The following is a 20,277-nucleotide window of genomic DNA, read 5'->3' on the forward strand; positions in this document are numbered from 1 at the left end:
ATATCGATTAACCCTGGAGTAATTGACCGTGTTTCAACATGTTGACGCCTATGCGGGCGATCCCATCCTGTCGTTGATGGAGCAATTTAAACAGGACCCCCGAGCCGACAAAGTTAACCTCAGCATCGGGCTATACTACGACGAGCACGCGGTGATCCCCCAGTTGAAAGCGGTCAGCACCGCACAGGCTCAACTGACGAACCAGTTCAAACAGGCGAGCAGCTACCTGCCGATGGAAGGATTGGCGTCTTACCGCAGCGCCATTCAACGGCTGCTGTTTGGCGAGCACCACCCCGCGCTGAGTGCCGGGCGTATCGCCACGATCCAGACCGTGGGCGGCTCAGGCGCGCTGAAAGTCGGCGCGGATTTCCTCAAACGCTATTTTCCCGACTCGGAAGTCTGGGTCAGCGATCCCACTTGGGAAAACCATATCGCCATCTTCGCCGGCGCCGGTTTCAAGGTGCATACCTACCCCTATTTCGACGACGCCAGCCGCGGTGTGAATTTCCAGGGCATGCTCAACGCGCTGAAGCAGTTGCCGGCCAAGAGCATCGTCCTGTTGCACCCCTGCTGCCATAATCCGACCGGCGCGGATCTGACCCACGCGCAATGGGATCAGGTTATTGAAGTGCTGCTGTCACGCAATCTGATCCCTTTTCTCGATATCGCCTATCAGGGATTTGGCGCAGGCATGGACGATGACGCCTATGCCCTCCGCGCCATCGCAGGCTCCGGTCTGCCTGCGCTGGTCAGCAATTCGTTTTCGAAAATCTTCTCGCTGTACAGCGAACGCGTGGGCGGGCTTTCCGTCATTTGCGAAGACAGCCACGCGGCAGAGCGCGTCCTGGGTCAGTTAAAGGCAGCGGTCCGCCGTAACTACTCCAGCCCGCCGAACTTTGGCGGACAGCTGGTTTCTCACGTGCTCAACGACGAAGCGCTCAACGCTGAGTGGCATGCGGAAGTGGCGGCGATGCGTCAACGCATCTCTGAGATGCGTCAAACGCTGGTGGATGCGCTGAAGCAAGCCTTGCCCGATCGCAATTTCGGCTACCTGCTGACGCAACGCGGAATGTTCAGCTACACTGGTTTTAGCCCTGAACAAGTTGATCGGCTGCGCGAGGAGTTTGGCGTATACCTCATCGCCAGCGGGCGAGTCTGCATAGCCGGACTTAATCACAGTAACGTACAAAAGGTTGCCGCGGCGTTCGCAGCCGTGCAATAGCATCGTTTTGCTCATACTGCCTGCCAGCATCAAGCGGCAGGCTTTTTTTTTTGAATTTTTTCCGGCGGGAAAGCGGTCGCTAACTTTGCGACCGCCTGAGTGATACGCTGATCTCCGCCGCGGCGGAGATCAAGAGCAGGCAGGAGTTCGCCTCAATAGAGGAAATTGCCGCCAGCCATTGCGTTTTAGAAGGACGTCCAATCCTCAGAACTTGCAGAAGCCGCTGCCGGCTGCGTTTTTTCCTGCTTAACAGCCTTCGCTGCTGGCAATGCGCTCTCTGCGGACGACTGCGGCTGCTGACGGCCGCTCGTTGCAACGAAGCTGTGACTCAACTTGAAGGTGCTCACCGCATCGGTCAGCATGGTTGCCTGAGACTGTAAAGACAGCGCCGCAGACGCGGACTCTTCCACCAGCGCGGCGTTCTGCTGCGTCGTAGAGTCAATCTGGCCGACCGCGATGTTGATCTGGTTGATGCCGTCACTCTGTTCGCCGCTGGCCTGAGAGATCTCGCTGATAATCTCGTTCACGTCCTGCACATGTGTAGTCAGGTTGGACATGTTGTCTTCAGCAGAATCAACGAGCTGCATTCCTTCCTGGATCTTACTGACCGAGTCGTCAATCAGTTCTTTGATCTCTTTCGCCGCCGTAGCACTACGTTGCGCCAGAGAGCGAACTTCACCTGCAACCACGGCAAAACCTCTGCCCTGCTCACCGGCCCGGGCCGCTTCCACCGCGGCATTCAGCGCCAGAATGTTAGTCTGGAACGCGATGCCGTCAATCACCCCGATGATTTCTGCCATACGCTGGGATGAATCGCGAATACCACGCATTTTGTGCGTCACTGACAGCATGACGTCACTGCTCTGCTTCGCCGCTACCGACGCCTGATCGGCAATGCTAGTTGCATGGCGTGTATTTTCTGCGGTGTTAGTGATGGTCGAGGTCAGCTCTTCCATCGAAGAAGCCGTCTGTTCCAGAGAGCTGGCCTGCTCTTCCGTACGAGCGGAAAGATCCTGGTTTCCAGCCGCGATCTGCGACGCAGCAGAAGAAATGCTCTCCGCGCCGTCGCGCACCTGGCCGACGATCTGGCTTAGGCTAACGTTCATATATTCCAACGAACGCAGCAGCTGACCCATTTCATCTTTACCCGAAGATGGAACTTCCGCGGTGAGGTCGCCTTTGGCCACGCTTTCGGCCAAGCCCAGCGCCTGACGGATCGGCGAAGTAATACTGCCCGTCAGTACGCGAGCGATCACCACCACCATCACCACACAGGCGGCCAAAATACCCAGCAGCAGCCAGCGGGTAAAGTTATAGGTGCTTTCCATTTTGTGCATCGTGTCGCCCATTGCATCGTCCTGATGGTCGATGAGCGAGGCCACGGCAGCACGGTATTTCCCTTGAACAACATCCAAATGCGTGTTGAATTCAGTGGTTGCGCCATCAATATCCCCCGCTTTGACGCGGTCGATAATATTTCTTCCCGAGATCAGGAATTCGCCGCGGATCGAATGGATATTATCCATAATGCGCATTGATTTCTCATCGTTCAGCTGTTCGGCGCTTTTGTCGATTTCCTGCATCAACGCGGTGATTTTCTTCGCCTGTTCCGCAATCTCATTCATGATGACACGAGTTTTCTCTGCATCCTGTACCAAAAGCAGTTTCTGATAGGCGAGGACGACGGCATTGACGTTATCAATCAAGTTATTCGACTGTACCGTCTGCGGATAAACATCCGTCACGATGCCGCGCGCATCTTCGTGAAAATCCGACAATCTGGAAATAGAAACGAAGCTGACGATACAAATCATCAGTACTAAAACGGCAAACCCGGCGGCTAGCCGATAGCCTATTTTCCAATCAGATAAACGCATAATCTTGTTCCCTTTTTTATACAAAAATAAAAAAACCATAACGGTAAAAATCAGAGTGAATATCATTCAATCAAATAATCACCAACATAAATCATATTGCGCAATGACAGCATTGAAGACATTGGGAGATGTCCATTTTCAAGGCGCAAAATCAGCGCTTCACACGAATGACGGGTATGCAGGCGAGATGACAGAACGGGGAAAAACAAAGAGCCTATCCCAGTAGACGTTATTAACGAGGCGATCTCTGACACGGCCAGTGCAGAGCAAAACGTCAGGCGCTTTATACCGACGACATCCGGTCACTATGCGCGAGCACAAATATTCAACCGGCACATGGGAGAAACACCAGGAATGTCGAACGTTTCTTCAAGCCCAAACAGCCAATTAATTCGATCTTAGAGGATAGGCTCTAAGCCCAGCGGTTGATGACCAGACATTTATTCAGCAGTGACGCCATTTAACACAGCGCGCCGCGACAACGCAGCGCCGACAGCATCTTCATGCTAAATTTTCATGGCCTCCACCCAGCAATGGGATAATTCCCCCAATATCGCGCTACCGACAAAACGGGAGAGAGCCGAATTAACCGTGCTAAATCTAAAACAGAGTGGAAAATGCCAGAGGAAATTTGGGATAAATGACAACCATTATCGTCGCCTTTATTATCCCAATGACCTTTGAAGCGCTCTGCCAACAACACGGTCGTGCGTGCTCTTCATCGGCCATAAATGCCACAACTTTACATATTAATCATATCTTTACACATTACAGTGATTACAACCCCTGAAAAGACTACTATTTATACAAATTGATATTACACAAATACACCCAATAATGAGTATAAAAACGACTCGCATCTCATCATACCGTTGCGCCGCCACTATTCTGGATTGCGAACAAAAGAGAAACCGATTACCAGTTAGGTAATGAACTTCATTTAATGATTTTCTTTATAATAAAAGAAGAGATACTTCTTTCACTCCTATAATAATTAATGAGTCCACCTATACATAAATAATAAAAAGTATTGTTACCACTAACCTTTTTGATATTTTTTTGCTATTTTTACGCAATAAGTTTTAATGAAAAGTAACAACAAAAAATTTAAATACTATAAAAATAATTCGCACGCTAACGCAATAACACTGTGACTACCTCCACCACGATATAGCTTTAAAAACTGGTTGGAACTGGATGAAAATAAAGAAGATATTTCAGATCAATTTGCGGGGACTCATTCTATCTATCTCAATAGCAAGCATGCTGGTCACTCTGACAAATGGTTACCTCTCTATCTATAACGTTTATAAAGAGTTGTTCGCTAATCAGTTATCCAAAATCAATATAGATTATTCTTCACGCTTGGCCGCTAGCATCGAAAACACATTATCTGCCTCTAAAAAACAGATGACTTACAGTGCTAGCTTCATTTCTAAATACTTTCCTGATACCAGTCAGATTCAGGCCGAGACCGATCGTATTTATCAATTAAGCCAGAATTTCAATTCCGTTATTATTGTCGACGATAATAACAATCTGGTTGCGTTCTCTCCAGAAAGTAACGTGGTGGAAGTCAATAAGCTGGTCGCCGATACCGGTCACACCCCCCAGTCGCCCGACAACGTCGCCGCCAGCCTTCCCTATAAAACCGATGAAAACGACTATGCGATTGCATTGTCAGCGCCGATAACCAATGAACAAGGTGTACACCTGGGGGATATTCGCAGCGCTATTCACCTAACCAAATTACGTATCATGGATGAATTTACGCCGCTGAATAATGACCGATCAATGGTTTATATCATTGATAATGAAGGCAATATTATTTATCACTACCAAAATAAAGAACCGTTAGGCGAGCGAATTAACGATCGGCAGTTGAAACAAGCCACCGCTAGCCAGGATACCGGCTCCTTCATGATGCCCGACGAACAAGGCAATCTGGTGCTTGCAGGCTTCGCCAAAGTGCATAAGACCGGTTGGACCGTGATCACCCTGCAATCCTCCGCCGTCACAGACAAAGCGCTGAATAACATTATGTACAGCGTGCTAAAGGAGGCCACGCCGGTCGCCTTGTTGACGTTACTGGTCTTGACGATCTTCGCTGTATCCATTGCCCGACCACTCCGTCAGCTGGCCATGTCGGCCAGCAGAATGAGCGAACAAGGCGCTATCAGCCAGATCCGGGCCGTGCCCTCCTGGTACATGGAAGCAGCCAGGTTGAAGGACGCGATTTTGCTTGGCACCATGATGTTGCATAAACGTATTGGTCGTCTCAGCTCAGAAGCGCATACCGATCCGCTGACGGGGCTATTGAATCGGCGGGGACTACAGGAAGGCCTGGAAATGGTCATGCTGGAAAAAAAATCGGTATCGGTCGTGGTGATTGATATCGATAACTTCAAGCAGGTCAACGATACCTACGGCCACGATATCGGCGACGAGGTCATCCGCCAGCTCGGCCAGCAGATGCGCAGCAACGCCCGCAAGATGGATATCATGTGCCGCACCGGCGGAGAGGAGTTCCTGATGCTGCTGCCCGGAACGGATATCCATATCGCCTCTATCATCGCCGAACGCCTGCGTAAGAGCGTGGAGCGCATGATCTTTCCTATGTGCCGCCACATCACGGTGTCATTAGGCGTGACATCCTTTACGCCGAAACAGTGCCCGCTGGATACGGCGGTTAAAACCGCCGACAACGCCTTGTACAAGGCTAAAAATACCGGCAGGAACCGCGTAGTGGTGGAGTATATTGCCGGAGGAAGCGTCGCCCCGCTCTGAGGATGCCCGGCTATTCGCCCTGCAACGTCAGCACCAGAGAACGACTCCCTCCGTGATTGCGGTGTTCACACAGGTAAATTCCTTGCCATATCCCAATGTTTAGGCCCCCGTCGCTAACCGGCAGCATAACGCTGCTGCCCAGCAGGCTGGACTTGAGATGCGCGGGCATGTCGTCGCTGCCTTCATCGCAGTGGCGATAGTAAGGCGCATTTTCCGGCACTAGCCGATTGAAGGCGCTTTCGAAGTCCTGACGTACCGTGGGGTCGGCATTTTCATTCAGCGTCAATGACGCGGAAGTGTGCTTGATGAATACCTGTAATAGCCCAACCCGCAACTGACTGATTTCCGGTATCGACGCCAGCACATCGCGCGTAATCAGATGGAAGCCGCGGCTTTTCGGCTTCAGAACGATTTCCCGTTGCATCCACATGTTCAGCCCCTTTGACGTTGCAGACAGGTTCGTCCGCGCGGGCTAAGTTCCACGCGGACGCACGGTTCAGAGGACGCGGGTTGTCTCTCGCGCCAGTAGCGGTTTAAGGAAGCGTGCGGTGTGCGAAGCCTCGCACTCGGCGACGGTTTCCGGCGTAGCGCTGACCAGAATTTCGCCGCCGCCGCTGCCGCCTTCCGGCCCCAAATCCACAATCCAGTCGGCCGTTTTGATCACATCCAGATTATGCTCGATGACGACAATGGTATTGCCTTGATCGCGCAACTGATGCAGCACGGCCAGCAACTGTTGGATGTCGGCGAAATGCAGCCCGGTGGTTGGTTCATCCAGAATGTACAGCGTCCGGCCGGTGCCGCGTTTGGAAAGTTCGCGCGCCAGCTTGACGCGCTGCGCCTCGCCGCCCGACAGCGTCGTGGCCGACTGTCCCAAACGGATATAGGACAAACCGACGTCGATCAACGTTTGCAGCTTACGCGCCAGCGCCGGAATGGCGTCGAAGAACTCGCGAGCATCCTCAATCGTCATATCCAGCACTTCGTGAATGCTTTTGCCTTTGTATTTGATCTCCAGCGTTTCACGATTGTAGCGATGGCCCTTGCACTGATCGCACGGCACGTAGATATCCGGCAGGAAGTGCATCTCGACCTTGATGACGCCGTCGCCCTGACACGCCTCACAGCGTCCGCCGCGCACGTTGAAGCTGAAGCGACCGGGGTTATAACCGCGGGTGCGTGATTCCGGCACGCCGGCGAACAACTCGCGGATTGGCGTGAATACGCCGGTGTACGTCGCCGGGTTGGAGCGCGGCGTACGACCGATTGGGCTTTGATCGATATCGATCACTTTGTCGAAGTGATCCAGCCCCTGAATGTCGCGATACGGCGCGGATTCAGCGATGGTAGCACCGTTCAACTGGCGCTGGGCCAGCGGGAATAGCGTATCGTTGATCAGCGTTGACTTGCCCGATCCGGACACCCCGGTGATGCAGATAAACAACCCTACCGGCAGCGTCAGCGTCACATCCTTAAGGTTGTTGCCCTTGGCGCCGATCAATTTCAGGACTTTGGTGGGATCGGCCGGTACGCGTTCAGTTGGCACCTCGATTTTCCGCTGACCGCTGAGGAACTGCCCAGTCAGGGATTCGGAGACGGCCATGATTTGATCCACGGTGCCTTCGGCGATCACCTCGCCGCCATGCACCCCGGCGCCGGGACCGATATCAATCACATGATCGGCGGCGCGGATTGCGTCTTCATCATGCTCGACCACAATCACCGTATTGCCGAGGTCGCGCAGGTGAATCAACGTTTCCAACAACCGTTCGTTGTCCCGCTGATGAAGACCAATGGACGGTTCGTCGAGCACATACATCACGCCGACCAGCCCTGCGCCGATCTGGCTCGCCAGACGGATACGCTGCGCTTCGCCGCCGGACAACGTTTCCGCCGAGCGGGAGAGCGACAGGTAATTCAGACCCACGTTCACCAGGAAGCGCAGCCGATCGCCGATCTCTTTCAATACCTTCTCGGCGATCTTCGCGCGCTGGCCGCTCAGTGCAATATTCTGGAAAAAGCTGAGCGCCTGACCGATGCTCATATCGGAAATGTGCGGCAGCGTGGTTTCGGCCACGTAGACATGGCGGGCCTCTTCGCGCAGGCGGGTGCCGTGGCAGCTTGCGCAGGAGCGGTTGCTGATAAACTTCGCCAGCTCTTCGCGCACCGCCGTCGATTCCGTTTCCTTATAGCGCCGCTCCATGTTGTTCAGCACGCCTTCGAACGGATGGCGTCGCACCGAGGTATCGCCGCGGTCATTAATATATTTGAACTCGATATTCTGCTTGCCGGAGCCGTACAGCACGACCTTCTGAATGTCTGCGCTCAGGCTGTCGAACGGCGCATCGACATCAAACTCATAATGTTCCGCCAACGAACGCAGCATTTGGAAGTAGTAAAAATTGCGGCGATCCCATCCGCGAATCGCACCGCCCGCCAGAGACAGCTCCTGGTTTTGGATGACGCGGGACGGGTCGAAAAATTGCTGCACGCCTAACCCATCGCAGGTCGGACACGCGCCGGCGGGGTTATTGAAGGAGAACATGCGCGGTTCCATCTCATGCATGCTGTAGCCGCAGATCGGGCAAGCGAAGTTGGCGGAGAACAGCAGTTCGGGCGCGTTGTCGTCGTCCATGTCGGCGACGACGGCGCTGCCGCCTGATAGTCCTAGCGCGGTCTCAAACGATTCCGCCAGCCGCTGGGCCAGATCGCTGCGCACCTTGAAGCGGTCAACGACAACCTCAATAGTGTGTTTTTTATGCAATTCCAGCTTCGGCGGATCGGACAGATCGCACACTTCGCCATCGATCCGAGCGCGGATGTACCCCTGCGTCGCCAGATTCTCCAGCGTCTTGGTGTGCTCGCCCTTACGGTCTTTCACAATCGGCGCCAGCAACATCAGCCGTTTGTCTTCCGGCTGCGCCAGTACGTTATCCACCATCTGGCTCACGGTTTGGGCATCCAGCGGAACGCCGTGTTCCGGGCAACGAGGCTCCCCGACGCGGGCATACAGCAGACGCAGGTAGTCATGAATTTCAGTGATTGTGCCGACGGTGGAGCGCGGGTTGTGAGACGTCGACTTCTGTTCGATGGAAATGGCCGGCGACAACCCTTCGATATGATCGACGTCTGGTTTTTCCATCAGGGACAAAAACTGCCGGGCATACGCCGACAGCGATTCCACGTAACGTCGCTGCCCCTCGGCGTAGAGGGTGTCAAAAGCCAGCGATGACTTTCCGGATCCGGATAATCCCGTGACCACAATCAACTTATCGCGTGGGATTATCAGATTGATATTCTTGAGATTATGAGTACGGGCACCACGAACTTCGATATTATCCATTCACATACTTCCCGTCATTGACGCTGTTTTGCATCCCTCACGCAGAGAGAAATCCAGTACGAAACCAATGATTATGGCATAAATAAAACTGAATGGATAACCAGTGGTGGTTGTCAAATAAACGCGCAAAGGAAAAAATTATGCGGCGCGCATCGCGAGTATAATAAGGCGGTGTAGCGTGCTAGAATTCATCGTTTAGACTATTTAAAAATTGATCCATCAGGAGACACCCACATGGCCAGCAGAGGCGTTAATAAAGTCATTCTTCTCGGGAATCTCGGACAAGACCCGGAAGTTCGTTACATGCCGAATGGCGGCGCAGTAGCCAACATTACCCTGGCCACGTCCGAAAGCTGGCGCGATAAGCAAACCGGCGAGCAGAAAGAGAAAACTGAGTGGCACCGTGTTGTGCTGTTCGGCAAACTGGCTGAAGTCGCCGGAGAATACCTGCGCAAAGGTTCTCAGGTTTATATCGAAGGCCAGCTGCAGACGCGTAAATGGCAGGATCAAAGCGGCACCGACCGTTACACGACGGAAGTTGTCGTGAATATCGGCGGCACCATGCAGATGCTCGGCGGCCGTTCAGGCGGCGGCGCACCGGCAGGCGGCGGCGCACCGGCAGGCGGCCCTGTTGGCGGCAACAACCAGCAGGGCGGCTGGGGTCAGCCTCAGCAGCCGCAGGCGAACAACCAGTTCAGCGGCGGCGGACAGCAGGCCGCGCGTCCGCAGCAGAATACCGCTCCGGCAGCCCCGAACAATGAACCGCCGATGGATTTCGACGACGATATCCCGTTCTAATTCGAACCCGACTCGTTTGTTGAACCGTCCGCCAAAAACCCCGAGATATCGGGGTTTTTTATTGTGTTGAGTTGGGAGAAACTTTTAGCGGCAGCATAACTACAAACGCGCAAAGCTCGCCTGACAGGCGTTTGAGCGATTCTGTGCAGAACACCGTCGACTAATCAGTCTCGCCTCAGTGAGTGCGAAACAACGTGCCCTTTCCACCTTAAATAATGGCCCCCCCTGCCCCGTGATCCCAGACTGGACGGTCACCCGCGAGCCGATCATATCCAGCGCCTTAATGCGGTAGTTCGCGCTCGGAATGGTCGAGCCGTCATCATCGCGGGATGTGCAGGTTTCTAGAACAGTAATGAAAAAACAACTGACGTGTAATCTAACCCGGTTTCATCGAACGGAGCTTTTCAGATTATTTGGGGCCACGGAGAAAAAATCAGACACCGCTTATTAACATTACGGAAATGACCGTAATAGAAAATTTTTATTAACCTAATAAGAAACATTTATCGTACTTGTTTCCTACAATTTATTACCTATCGATATATTCACCAATCATTTAATCAATAATAAACGAATCATCTAAAAAACCAATTATCATATTTAAAAAAAACCAAAAAATCATTCATGCTTTAAACCTCTATTTTAAATACCCCAAAATACGATCAAAATACAACCAATTGAATATAACAACCAATTGATTTTATTAAAAAAACAAAAAAACAAAAGTACAGAGAGAAATAAAAGGGTATTTCCCATTGAAGAATCAATTATCTTTACGCATAATCAAATACGTTCCAAGAAGATATAAAAAAACCAAATAAAAAAGTAAATGCTTTACTATCTTAGCATTATTTACTTAACTCTTTTTACTGCATACGAATGTTTCCGATAAGTTATGCGTTAAGTGCCCTATCATTTAGTCATTATGATTTTTATTTTTTTCTTAATGGTCATGTTCAATCACATTAGAAATAGTATATTTGATCCGTTGATGATTTATTAAAGGTAAACGATTGGGCCGCACAACCCTTTATCGATTAAATGCAAAACTGCGCTACCAGAAACCATTTACGTGTATGAGAAAGGAATCAGCCGGATAACGGATTGACGACAAAGTCATCGTTAACCCGTCATGTTTATTGATAGGTCTAAAACAAGGAGCATGTATATGAAAAAGAAAGTGAGTTTTGCCTCTATCGCCGTGGCAACACTACTGGCCAGCGGCACCGCATTAGCGGCGTCATCCTCTGAAGATAATGCCAAACTCTATCTGCCGAGCGGCATCGATTATGTTTACAACAATACCTGGGGAAAAAGCGCCGTGCCTAACGGGCAGCAGTCCGTTTATGCCAACAGCGCGACGGATATGGGATGGTCGTGGTCATGGCCCAGCGACGCCAACTCGGTGAAAGGCTACCCCTCCATTGTGCACGGCTGGCACTGGACGACGGGATACGGAACCAATACCGGACTGCCGGTTCGTCTGTCCGAAAACAAAAATATCAATACTACCGCCGCCTGGTCTTTTTCCAACGTATCAGGCACCTACAATGTCTCTTACGACATCTGGTTTCATTCAGACAACAATGCCAACTGGTGGTCGACGCCAACCGATGAGCTGATGATCTGGATGAACAGCACCAATGCCTCTCCGGCCGGTAGCTATGTCAATACCGTCACCATCGGCGGCATCCCGTGGGATGTGTATAAAGGCACCGTCAGCAGCTGGAACGTCTATTCCTTCGTCATCAAAAGCAATCAGACTTCCGCAAACCTCAATATCAAAAACTTCACTGATTACCTGGTCAACGCCAAGCAGTGGATGAGCAATACCAAATATATCAGCAGTATCGAATTCGGCACCGAACTGTACAAAGGCTCGGGTACCTTTAAAGTCTCCAAATGGAGCGTAAGCATCAAGTAACCCTCCAGCCGACGGGTTGCGCGGAAACGATAATGCCACACACCAATCATCGTGTTGCCTCATCCGTCGGCTTGCTCCTTTCGTTAGAAAAAATATCAATACATTGATAAACAACATATTTTTATTACGTTGCAAAAAGTGCTACCCTTAATATTGAATAAATAATCTCCAATGGAGTAAGGAAAGGGTTTGCCTATATCAACTACAGATTCTTCTAACTGGCTTCATCTGGGTGCAAGTGCATTTTTTCGATCGCATCAGGCCTGGTACCTCAACCAGCTGCGAAAGCAGGGCAACGATCGATGGCACATGGCGCTATCAAACATCCGAAACAGCTCAACGCAAAAAACGCTTCAGCAGCTCAAATCCCAGAACGGTCTCTACACGCTGGAAACGATTTCCCCTGACGGCGAACATACCTACGAGACCATAGACGCAGTCGATCAAATCATTCTCTGGGATAGCCAATTGGCCTCCACGGTGGCTATAGGCGCCGCTCCAGAGACAAAAATTATTTCTTTCACCGTTACCGAGGGAGGTTACTTCCTGGACGACGATGGCCACCTCGATCTCACGCATCCCGCGGTACAGGCCGATCTTCGCGATGAAGGTGAAATAAATACTTTATATGGCGCATTGACGCTGATCTTGATTGCCCGCCAACAACAGCAAAGCGGACCGGTGACTTTACTATGCTGCGACAACCTGCTGCAAAATGGGGACAGCTTCTCGCAGGGTCTGCGAGAATTTCTGGTCGCCAAGGAGCGCCAGGACCTTGTTGAATGGATGGAGAGCAACACTTCTGCCCCCAACAGCATGGTTGACCGGATTACGCCGAAATTTGACGAAGCGCTCTATGCCCGTCTGGAAAAACAGGGCATTACCGACGATGCGGCTCCGCTTTCCGCCGAACGCTTCGCCCGCTGGGTAATCGAAGATCATTTCGTGAGCGAGCGTCCGCCGCTGGAAGAGGTCGGCGTCGAATTCGTCGAGGACGTCACGACGGTAGAAGAAGCTAAAATCCGCCTGCTGAACGCCAGCCACAGCGGCATTGCCTGGGCCGGCGCTCTGCTGGATAAACGCTACATCGATGAAAGTCTGACGCCGCAGATAACCAAGTGGGTACGAGACTACGTGATACAGGACGTGCTGCCCGCGCTTCGCAGCCGCGGCATAACTCACGTGCAGGAGGAGGAGTGCGAAAGCGTTCTCGCGCGCTTCGGCAACCGCGGCGTCCGCGACACCGTCGCTCGCGTCTCTTCAGACAGCATCGCCAAACTGCATGGCTTTATCGTGCCGACGTTGAAGGACCGCTATCGTCAGAATGAGGTCCCGCGAGCGACGCTGCGCCTGCCCGCGCTGTTTTTCCTCTTTATGCAGCAGCATCATGCCGGCGAACTGCCTTTCAGCTATGAAGATCGCGCCATCGACAGCGTCGACTTTGATGCGATTTTCAGCGCCGAGGACCCGCTGACCGCGTTCTCAAGACACCCCGCGCTGTTTGGTTCGTTACGCCATCATGAAGCATTAGCCGATCATCTGAGATCCGCCGTTGAAGAAGTTCGCGCGGTGCTGCAACCGGTGAGCGAAGGAGCATAATATGAAGAAGAACATCACGATCGTCGCGGGAACGATGGCAGCCGCCGCAGTCGCGATCGTCACACTTTATCGCTGGCCGATGGCGCTAGGTGGACTTGCCGCCTGGGTCACCACCGGCTCTTTTTTCCTACAGGTGCTGCACATCATTCGCAATAAAGACACGACCGGTATCTCTCTCGGGATGTACGCCGCCTTGTTCTTCGGCGTCACGTCGTGGACGGCCTACGGCTTCAACGTACAAGACATTCCCGTCATGTCGGCCAACGGTATTACCGCCTTACTGGCCTTGCTCGTTATCGTTCTGAAGCTCTACCATGAACGAGAAATCAAACCCTCGCGCCGCCGCACCATCAAGGTGACGCCGATGCCGTCGCGTCGCCGCATTCCGGTCGCCGATCCGCTGAACAAACAACTGTAACCCCTCAGGACGCCCCGCACGGCGTCCATTGACACGTTCAGGCCCGCCGCTCTCAGGAGCGCGGGCCTGAAAAGGTTTTATCCCCCCTGCATTGCCGCGCAACGACTCACTGAAAATTTTTTTACGTCTGTAACGCCACGGTTTAATTTTGTTATGTTATAACATAGTTAACTTTAAGGGGGAGAACATGCAGAGTCTATATTCCTTTTCCACGCAGACCCGCGTCGTCATCGCCGCGCTGGTACTCACCCTGCTGTGGGGACTGATTTCCTGGGCGGTCACGTTAGCATGATCGCGCTACGCCACCTCACTTATGGGTATCACCGGCAGACGCCGTTGGGTACGATTAACGGCCGCTTCCTGCCCGGTTCACTCACCGCCATCATCGGCCCCAACGGCAGCGGAAAATCGACGCTGTTGAAAACGCTGGCCGGGTTAATGCCGCCGCTGTCTGGCAGCGTCTGCCTCGCGCCGGACGTCACCCGACCGATAGGCTATTTACCGCAGCTGTCCGAGTTTGACCGTCAGTTCCCCATTAGCGTCGGCGATCTGGTGCTAATGGGCTGCGTACCGGACTCCGGCTTATTCGGACGCCTGACCCCAGCGCTACGTCGCCAGGCCCGGGAGGCGCTGGAAACCGTGGGCATGAGCGACGTCGAACAGGTCCACATCGGTCGGCTATCCGGCGGTCAGCTCCAACGCGTGTTGTTCGCGCGGCTGCTGGTGATGCGTTCCCCTGTCATTTTGCTCGACGAGCCGTTCACCGGTATTGATGCCGAGACTATCCGCATGCTGTGGCAGGTGATCCGCCAGCTGCATGAGGAGGGGCGCACCCTGCTGGCGGTGTTGCACGATCTGGAGCAGGTGGAGCAACACTTCCCCCGTGTCGTGATGCTGAACGACGACGGTCCCCGCTGGGGCGACTGCCATGAGCTGCTGTCTCCGGCACGCGCCTTTATGACCCCGCTGAGGAGAGTGCAGTGACATTCATTCATCTGCTGACGCAGCCGTTCGCCGACTTCGGGTTCATGCGCCGGGCGCTGGTCGGCTGTTTCGCGCTAACGCTCGGAGCCGCGCCGCTGGGCTGTTTTCTGCTGCTACGGCGGATGAGCCTGATCGGCGATGCGCTGTCCCACGCCGTCTTGCCGGGCGTCGCCATCGGCTATCTCATCTCCGGCATGTCGCTTGTGGCGATGGGGATTGGCGGGTTCGTCGCAGGGCTGGCTGTCGCCATGATGTCCGGTTTGGTCAGCCGCCGCACCGAGCTTAAGGAAGATGCCAGTTTTGCCGGCTTTTATCTCGGCTCCCTGGCGCTAGGCGTCACGCTCGTCTCGCTGCGCGGCTCCAGCGTCGACCTGCTTCACGTGCTGTTCGGCTCAATTCTGGCGATCGACGCTCGGGCGCTGCTGACCATCGGTGCCGTCACCTCCGCATCCGTGCTGACGCTGGCGCTGATCTATCGCGCCCTGCTCATAGAGTCGTTCGACGTCACCTTTATACGCATGCTGTCGAGACGCGCCCGCGCCGCGATCCACGGTCTGTTTTTATCGCTGGTGGTGCTTAATTTGGTGGCGGGATTCCAACTGCTCGGCACGTTGATGGCGGTCGGCATGATGATGCTCCCTGCCGCCTGCGCACGCTTCTGGACCCAGCGTCTCAGCATGATGCTGGCGCTATCGGTCGTGCTCGGCTGCATTGCCAGCCTGATTGGGCTGCTGTGGTCGTACTACGCCGACCTACCGGCCGGGCCAGCGGTGATTCTGACCGCCACCCTTATTTTCTGCACTTCCGTATTTTTTGGCTCTAACGGCGGCATGTTACGCACGCGCCGTTGATGATGACGTCACACACGAGGGGGAAAAATTGAAACGTACTACTTTGATAATCATGCTGTCCGGCTTCCTGATGAGTCCGTTGACGATGGCGAAAGATCTTAACGTCGTTGCGAGCTTTTCCGTGTTGGGAGATATGGTCAAGCAGGTAGGCGGCGAACATGTCCACGTCACCGATTTGGTGGGACCGAACGGCGACCCGCATGAGTTCGAGCCGTCTCCGAAAGACAGCAAAACGCTGGCGAAGGCGGATCTGATCTTCGTCAGCGGACTCGGACTGGAAGGCTGGCTCGACCGCCTCATCACCGCCTCCGGCTACAAGGGTGAGGTGATAATCGCGTCACAGGGCGTCGCGCCGTTGACTATGGTCGAAGACGGTAAAACCGCCACTGACCCCCACGCCTGGAACAGCATGGCGAATGGGATCATCTATGCGCGCAATATCCAAAATGCATTGATCAAGATCGATCCGGACAACGCGCAAGACTATCGCCAGCGCGGCGAGCGCTATATTCAGCAGTTGCAACAACTGGACGACGATGCCAGAAAGACCTTCGCGGCCATCCCGCAAGATAAACGCAGGGTACTCACCAGCCACGACGCCTTTGGTTACTTCGCCGCGGCCTATGGCGTGAAATTTCTGGCGCCGCTGGGCTATTCGACAGAGTCAGAAGCCAGCAGCAAAGGCGTGGCCGAGTTGATCACGCAGATCAAGCAAACTCACGTGAAGAGCTATTTCATCGAAAATCAGACCGATCCCCGGCTGGTGAAGCAGATCGCCCATGCCACCGGCGCGCAGTCGGGCGGCGAACTGTATCCGGAAGCCCTGACGGACGCCAGCGGGCCGGCGGCAACCTATACGGCGGCCTTCAGTCATAACGTCGCTGCGATGGCGGCCAGTATGCGTTGACTTATGCGGGTTGAGGGGGCGCTCAGATAGGCTCCCGGCTTGATGATAGGGCCAAAACGGAGGGTGAAACGCGGGTTTTACCGCGTTTGAATAAACTGTCGATATTTCGAGAGGAGAGCGAGGAAATCCTCCAGCCCGCATAGGGACAGACTTTCCTCATCGTAATAGCTCATCCCTTCTTCCATCTCATCGCTGGTGAAAGAGAGCTGATTGGCGCGGACGATGACCTCTTCTTCGTCCAACAGCAAGGAGTATTCGTGCCCCTGCAACTGCCATTGACGTTCGCTGCCGACGACCGAACTCGCCCCGGCTTCCACTGCATCCAGCACCGCCAGCTGACCGTTGACTTCTTCATTCAGCCAGTGCCCTACGGCCTCATGTCCCATCGACATACGCACGATGACCTGCCCGGAGACATCCCGCAAAAATTCATAGTCCATCCCGTCGCTCCTGTGAATAAGCTTGTTATCCGCGTCATCATCGCCGTTCACGCCACTGATCCGCCATCCCTGCTTGTCAATTACGTTCTGGCCTATTCCCGACCAACGCGGAGAAAAGCGACCGTCCATTTTTCATACCGCTTCATGCGTTGGCAACGGCGGCCCATTATGAAAAAGGGGCCAAAGGCCCCTTACGCGACGCGCACTATAGCGCTTACATCGCGATTTTACATCCGCGAATTACACGGCGGTTTGGAAGATCACCCCATCTGCTTTTTCCGTGTACTGAGACAGTCGGTCAAAGTTGAGATAGCGATAGGTATCCAGCGCCGTTTTGTCGACCTGCGCCATATAAGTCTGGTACTCCTCCGGCGTCGGCAAGCGTCCCAACAAGGCGGCGATCGCCGCCATTTCGGCGGAGGCCAGATAGACGTTGGCGCCGTCGCCCAGGCGGTTCGGGAAGTTACGCGTGGAAGTGGATACCACCGTCGCGCCGTCCGCCACGCGGGCCTGGTTCCCCATACACAGCGAACACCCTGGAATTTCCACCCTGGCCCCACTCTTTCCGAAGACGCTGTAATAGCCCTCTTCCGTCAGCTGAGCCGCATCCATCTTGGTCGGCGGCGCCATCCACAGGCGCGTCGGCAGTTGGCCTTTATGCTGTTCCAGTAGTTTACCCGCAGCGCGGAAGTGCCCAATGTTGGTCATGCAGGAACCGATGAACACCTCGTCGATTTTGCTGTTCGCCACGGCAGACAACAGGCGAGCATCGTCCGGATCGTTCGGCGCGCACAGGATCGGCTCGGTCACATCGGCCAGATCGATTTCGATGACGGCGGCGTACTCGGCATCCTTGTCCGCTTCCAGCAGCTGTGGATCCTCCAGCCATTTTTCCATCCCCTGAACGCGTCGCTCCAGCGTACGGCGATCGCCATAGCCTTCCGAGATCATCCATTTCAGCAGCACGATGTTGGAGTTGAGATATTCGACGATCGGCGCCTGATCCAGCTTGATGGTGCAACCGGCCGCCGACCGTTCCGCCGAGGCGTCCGCCAGTTCGAACGCCTGTTCCACTTTCAGCTCCGGCAGCCCCTCGATCTCCAGAATCCGACCGGAGAAAATGTTCTTTTTGCCTTTCTTCTCAACAGTCAGCAACCCCTGCTGAATAGCATAATACGGGATGGCGTGAACCAGATCGCGCAGCGTAATGCCCGGCTGCATCTTGCCTTTGAAGCGCACCAGCACGGACTCCGGCATATCCAGCGGCATCACGCCCGTCGCGGCGGCGAACGCCACCAAGCCGGAGCCGGCCGGGAACGAAATGCCAATCGGGAAGCGGGTGTGCGAGTCGCCGCCCGTGCCGACCGTATCCGGCAGCAGCATGCGGTTGAGCCAAGAATGAATGATGCCGTCGCCCGGACGCAACGAGACGCCCCCGCGGTTCATGATGAAGTCCGGCAGCGAGTGATGCGTCTGCACGTCCACCGGTTTCGGGTACGCGGCGGTATGGCAGAACGACTGCATCACCAAATCAGCGGAGAAGCCGAGGCAAGCCAGATCCTTCAGCTCATCGCGGGTCATCGGCCCGGTGGTATCCTGCGACCCGACGGAGGTCATTTTCGGCTCGCAGTACTGGCCTGGGCGAACACCGGCCACGCCGCAGGCACGGCCGACCATCTTCTGAGCCAGCGAAAATCCGTTGTCGCTGTCGGCGGCGTCCTTGGCGATGCGGAAGACATCGCTGGGCGGCAGCCCCAGCGCTTCGCGGGCTTTGGTCGTCAGCCCACGGCCGATGATAAGGGGAATACGGCCGCCGGCGCGCACTTCATCCAGCAGCACGTCGGTTTTCAGTTCAAATGTCGCCAGCCGTTCGTCACTGTCATGGCGGCGCACCTCTCCCTTGTACGGATAAATATCGATGACGTCGCCCATGTTCAGGTCTGAGACGTCGACTTCTATCGGCAACGCGCCCGCATCCTCCATCGTGTTAAAGAAGATGGGCGCGATTTTACCGCCCAGCACCACGCCGCCGGCGCGTTTATTCGGCACATAGGGAATGTCGTCACCCATAAACCACAACACCGAGTTGGTGGCGGATTTGCGCGAGGACCCCGTTCCTACGACGTCGCCGACATAGGCTAACGGGAATCCTTTTTTATTCAGGGCCTCGATCTGCGCGATTGGGCCGACGGCACCCGGCTGATCCGGTTCGATCCCTTCGCGGGGGTTTTTTAGCATCGCCAGCGCATGCAATGGAATATCCGGGCGCGACCATGCGTCCGGCGCGGGCGACAGGTCGTCGGTGTTGGTTTCGCCGGTCACTTTGAATACGGTTACAGTGATTTTTTCAGCCAGCGCCGGGCGGGAAAGGAACCAGTCCGCGTCCGCCCATGATTGCAGCACTTGCTGCGCATGCGGATTGCCCGCCTTGGCTTTCTCTTCCACATCGTAGAAGTTGTCGAACATCAGCAGCGTATGCGACAAGGCTTTGGCGGCGATGGGGGCAAGCCGGGCGTTATCCAACGCGTTGATCAGCGGGTGAATATTGTAGCCGCCCTGCATAGTGCCAAGCAGTTCGACGGCTTTTGTGGGGGAAATCAACGGTGACGTCGCTTCACCAGAGGCGATCGCCGCGAGGAAACCGGCCTTGACGTAGGCAGCCTCATCCACCCCCGGCGGCACACGGTTAACCAGCAAATCGACCAGAAACGCCTCTTCTCCGGCGGGCGGCTGTTTCAGCAACTCCACCAAACCCGCCATTTGGGATGCCTCTAACGGCTTGGGGACGATCCCTTGCGCAGCCCGCTCGGCTACGTGCTTACGATATTCTTCTAGCACGACATTCTCCTCGCTCTCATTATCTTCTTCGTGATACCCGCGCACGTTGTGCCCATGGTCATCCTCATGCCTGGAGATCGGCGTGTGGAAACAAGATTTCGCGTGCCCGGCTCAGCGTCGTCAGCCTATTTGGGTTTGTTCACCCATTATTTCGTTCACATAATAGCAACATTTGGCGCATATAACCGCGATCGCGGTGGAATTATCGTTGCTTAATCGCTCACTCTCTCACGTCAGCAGAATAACATGGGCGCGCAGAAACACACCATCCGCTCACGAAAAGGCTAAG

The 20,277-nt window shown here is 54.4% G+C and carries 14 protein-coding genes; 9 read left to right on the forward strand and 5 right to left on the reverse strand.

Translation table 11 applies throughout. The annotated features are described in order from the left end of the window. Positions 1-28 precede the first annotated feature (28 nt). Positions 29-1,222: an amino acid aminotransferase gene (locus BLU64_RS07405; protein ID WP_026741747.1), complete on the forward strand. Its 1,194-nt coding sequence runs from the start codon at positions 29-31 to the stop codon at positions 1,220-1,222. Between the two features lie 185 nt (positions 1,223-1,407). On the opposite strand, the gene BLU64_RS07410 is transcribed toward BLU64_RS07405, so the two are convergent. Further along, positions 1,408-3,099: a methyl-accepting chemotaxis protein gene (locus tag BLU64_RS07410; protein ID WP_026741746.1), complete on the reverse strand. Its 1,692-nt coding sequence runs from the start codon at positions 3,097-3,099 to the stop codon at positions 1,408-1,410. A gap of 1,410 nt (positions 3,100-4,509) precedes the next feature. On the opposite strand from BLU64_RS07410, the gene BLU64_RS07415 reads away from it, so the two are divergent. Next, positions 4,510-5,886 (forward strand): sensor domain-containing diguanylate cyclase, encoded by a 1,377-nt coding sequence (locus tag BLU64_RS07415; RefSeq protein ID WP_410409974.1) that lies wholly within the window; start codon positions 4,510-4,512, stop codon positions 5,884-5,886. Positions 5,887-5,896: 10 nt separating this feature from the next. On the opposite strand, the gene BLU64_RS07420 is transcribed toward BLU64_RS07415, so the two are convergent. Together BLU64_RS07420 and uvrA are read right to left on the reverse strand one after the other, a co-directional pair. After that, complete coding sequence (locus BLU64_RS07420) at positions 5,897-6,316, reverse strand: secondary thiamine-phosphate synthase enzyme YjbQ (protein WP_026741744.1); 420 nt, start codon at positions 6,314-6,316, stop codon at positions 5,897-5,899. Positions 6,317-6,382: 66 nt separating this feature from the next. Continuing rightward, on the reverse strand, positions 6,383-9,229 hold the full coding sequence (gene uvrA, locus BLU64_RS07425) for an excinuclease ABC subunit UvrA (RefSeq protein WP_026741743.1): 2,847 nt from the start codon (positions 9,227-9,229) through the stop codon (positions 6,383-6,385). Between the two features lie 234 nt (positions 9,230-9,463). Here uvrA and BLU64_RS07430 point away from each other — a divergent pair, with 234 nt between their 5' ends. From BLU64_RS07430 to BLU64_RS07460, 7 genes are all read left to right on the forward strand, one after another. Then, on the forward strand, positions 9,464-10,027 hold the full coding sequence (locus BLU64_RS07430; protein WP_026741742.1) for a single-stranded DNA-binding protein: 564 nt from the start codon (positions 9,464-9,466) through the stop codon (positions 10,025-10,027). A gap of 1,168 nt (positions 10,028-11,195) precedes the next feature. Next, positions 11,196-11,951, forward strand: a complete 756-nt coding sequence (locus BLU64_RS07435) for a GH12 family glycosyl hydrolase domain-containing protein (RefSeq protein ID WP_235195063.1) — start codon at positions 11,196-11,198, stop codon at positions 11,949-11,951. A 189-nt stretch (positions 11,952-12,140) separates the two neighbouring features. Continuing rightward, complete coding sequence (gene dalD / locus BLU64_RS07440; protein WP_083351063.1) at positions 12,141-13,550, forward strand: D-arabinitol 4-dehydrogenase; 1,410 nt, start codon at positions 12,141-12,143, stop codon at positions 13,548-13,550. A gap of 1 nt (position 13,551) precedes the next feature. Continuing rightward, positions 13,552-13,968 carry a SemiSWEET family sugar transporter gene (locus tag BLU64_RS07445; protein WP_074728275.1) on the forward strand — a complete coding sequence of 139 codons (417 nt, stop codon included), beginning with the start codon at positions 13,552-13,554 and terminating at the stop codon, positions 13,966-13,968. A gap of 288 nt (positions 13,969-14,256) precedes the next feature. After that, the gene (locus tag BLU64_RS07450; protein ID WP_026741738.1) at positions 14,257-14,952 is read left to right on the forward strand and encodes a metal ABC transporter ATP-binding protein; all 696 of its coding nucleotides are present in this window, start codon (positions 14,257-14,259) and stop codon (positions 14,950-14,952) included. Beyond that, on the forward strand, positions 14,949-15,803 hold the full coding sequence (locus BLU64_RS07455) for a metal ABC transporter permease (RefSeq protein ID WP_139171489.1): 855 nt from the start codon (positions 14,949-14,951) through the stop codon (positions 15,801-15,803). The genes BLU64_RS07450 and BLU64_RS07455 overlap by 4 nt, the downstream gene beginning before the upstream one ends. Positions 15,804-15,831: 28 nt before the next feature. Beyond that, positions 15,832-16,710 (forward strand): metal ABC transporter substrate-binding protein, encoded by an 879-nt coding sequence (locus tag BLU64_RS07460; RefSeq protein ID WP_074728277.1) that lies wholly within the window; start codon positions 15,832-15,834, stop codon positions 16,708-16,710. Between the two features lie 77 nt (positions 16,711-16,787). On the opposite strand, the gene yacL is transcribed toward BLU64_RS07460, so the two are convergent. After that, entirely contained in the window at positions 16,788-17,150 is a 363-nt protein-coding gene (gene yacL, locus BLU64_RS07465; protein ID WP_026741735.1) for a protein YacL, read from the reverse strand. 240 nt (positions 17,151-17,390) lie between these two features. Further along, on the reverse strand, positions 17,391-19,988 hold the full coding sequence (gene acnB / locus BLU64_RS07470; protein WP_074728366.1) for a bifunctional aconitate hydratase 2/2-methylisocitrate dehydratase: 2,598 nt from the start codon (positions 19,986-19,988) through the stop codon (positions 17,391-17,393). Positions 19,989-20,277 lie beyond the last annotated feature (289 nt).

This window comes from Lonsdalea quercina, from assembly GCF_900107885.1.
GTDB classification, from domain to species: domain Bacteria; phylum Pseudomonadota; class Gammaproteobacteria; order Enterobacterales; family Enterobacteriaceae; genus Lonsdalea; species Lonsdalea quercina.